Source organism: Streptomyces sp. NTH33 (genome assembly GCF_003236365.1).
In the GTDB taxonomy this organism is placed as follows: Bacteria; Actinomycetota; Actinomycetes; order Streptomycetales; family Streptomycetaceae; genus Streptomyces.
In genome coordinates this window covers 1-1,547 of sequence record NZ_POTZ01000855.1, presented here as the reverse complement: position 1 = coordinate 1,547, position 1,547 = coordinate 1, and the positions used below count along the sequence as shown (strand labels likewise).

Sequence of the window (1,547 nt, the reverse complement as noted above, 5' to 3'; positions counted from 1 at the left end):
CCACCCCCGACAGCCCGGAAAACACCGTGGCGACAAGCGAGTTGACATCCATCACAAGATCATGATCGCTGATGGCTACCCGCCGTCACCACCGACTACGGGCCAGACCCGTTAAATTGACACACCCTGTCCCGGTCATGCCGGTGGAGCTGTTCGCCACCCCGTGGGCGCGGATCTTCAATGGGTCGCTCTCGGACGGCATCGCCTACCGCGCGGACCGCTTGGACCTGGTGGCCCCGGCCACTGAGACGGCGTGAACAGCACATCCCCCCGGTTCGGCGCTGAGCGCAGCTACCCGCTGCCTCGCGCCGGATCGGACGCCCGGTTCACCGAATCGCTCGTGAACTCGGTAGCGGCCGTGCTCGTCGGCTACGGCTACCCCCGCCTCGAAGTCCCGGCGGATCGGGCGGCCCTCGAATCGGCCCTTGCGGCCTCCTCTACACCCCGATGGAGAACGACATATGAAGGGTCCGAACGACCCGGCAGAAGGGGCCTTCGACTTCGGCCCTCTCGTGGTCGACCTGGCGCTGGCGGTGCTCGTCGGGTGGACCGGGTGGTGGGTAGTCCGCTACCTGCGCGCCGACGCCATGACCCGGCAGTCGATCCGGCAGGCCGTACGTGTGCGGTGGGGCTGGAAGCGGCTCGCGCCGATGCTCAAGCTGTCGGTCACGGACAAGACCCCGACCGCGCTGGCCTCGCTGGCGAACACGAACGGCAAGCCCATCAAGCCCCGGGTCCTCATCCCTGCCTTGAAAGTCACACATGACGCGTATGGAGTGATCGCACGGGCGAGCTGCCTGCCCGGCGTGGGTCTGGAACAGTTCCAGAAGGCGGCCTCCCATCTGGCGGACGCCTGGAGGTGTACGCGGGTCGCGGTCACCCAGGACAAGCCGGGGCAGATTGTCATCCGGGGTGTCCGGCTGGATCCGCTGAAGTTCCCCACCGAGCACCGCCCGACGGGTGAGGTACCGGACGAGACGGCCCGTTGGGACCTCGGCGTGGACGAGTACGCACAGCCGGTGGCCGTGGACCTGACGCAGGTGCCTGGGGTGACCGTGGCCGGCCTGCCCGGCTTCGGCAAGACGAGCCTGATCAATCGGCTTCTGTCGGACTGGGCGCCCTCGCCTGCGGTGCAGTTCGTCTGTGCGGACGGCAAGGTGTCGGCCGCGTACGAAGGCGACTACGCCGACTGGGTACAGCGCATGTTCGCCTTCGTCGGCGATGACCTGGAAGAGGCCAACAAGCTCTTCCGGCGGCTGGTGGAGCTACGGCGCGTCCGCTCAGCCTCGATACGCACGGTGCTCGGGGTGAAGTCCATGTGGGACGTCGGCCCGTCCGAAGGCTGGCCCCTGGTCGTCCTGATCATCGACGAAGCCCACACGTACTTCCGCGACCACAAGGGCAGTGACCCCAAGACGGAAGATTTCAAGTCCAATGAGACAGTTGTAATGCTATGAGGTTTGTGGTGCGGGTTCCCTGCGCTTGGCCGGGTCGTTGATCCACGCCTGCTGGGGCATCTCGGGTGGTCGGGGGCGGCGGCCGAAGCG

General features: G+C 67.0%; 1 protein-coding gene. It reads left to right on the top strand.

What is annotated here, in order from left to right; translation table 11 throughout:
- The first annotated feature begins 461 nt into the window (after positions 1-461).
- On the top strand, positions 462-1,457 hold the full coding sequence (locus tag C1I97_RS36985; protein WP_258382928.1) for an FtsK/SpoIIIE domain-containing protein: 996 nt from the start codon (positions 462-464) through the stop codon (positions 1,455-1,457).
- Positions 1,458-1,547 lie beyond the last annotated feature (90 nt).

What these genes read in the sequence shown, in the direction of transcription:
- C1I97_RS36985 (WP_258382928.1), top strand. Translation starts at nt 462, where the DNA reads ATGAAGGGTCCGAACGACCCGGCAGAAGGGGCCTTCGACTTCGGCCCT.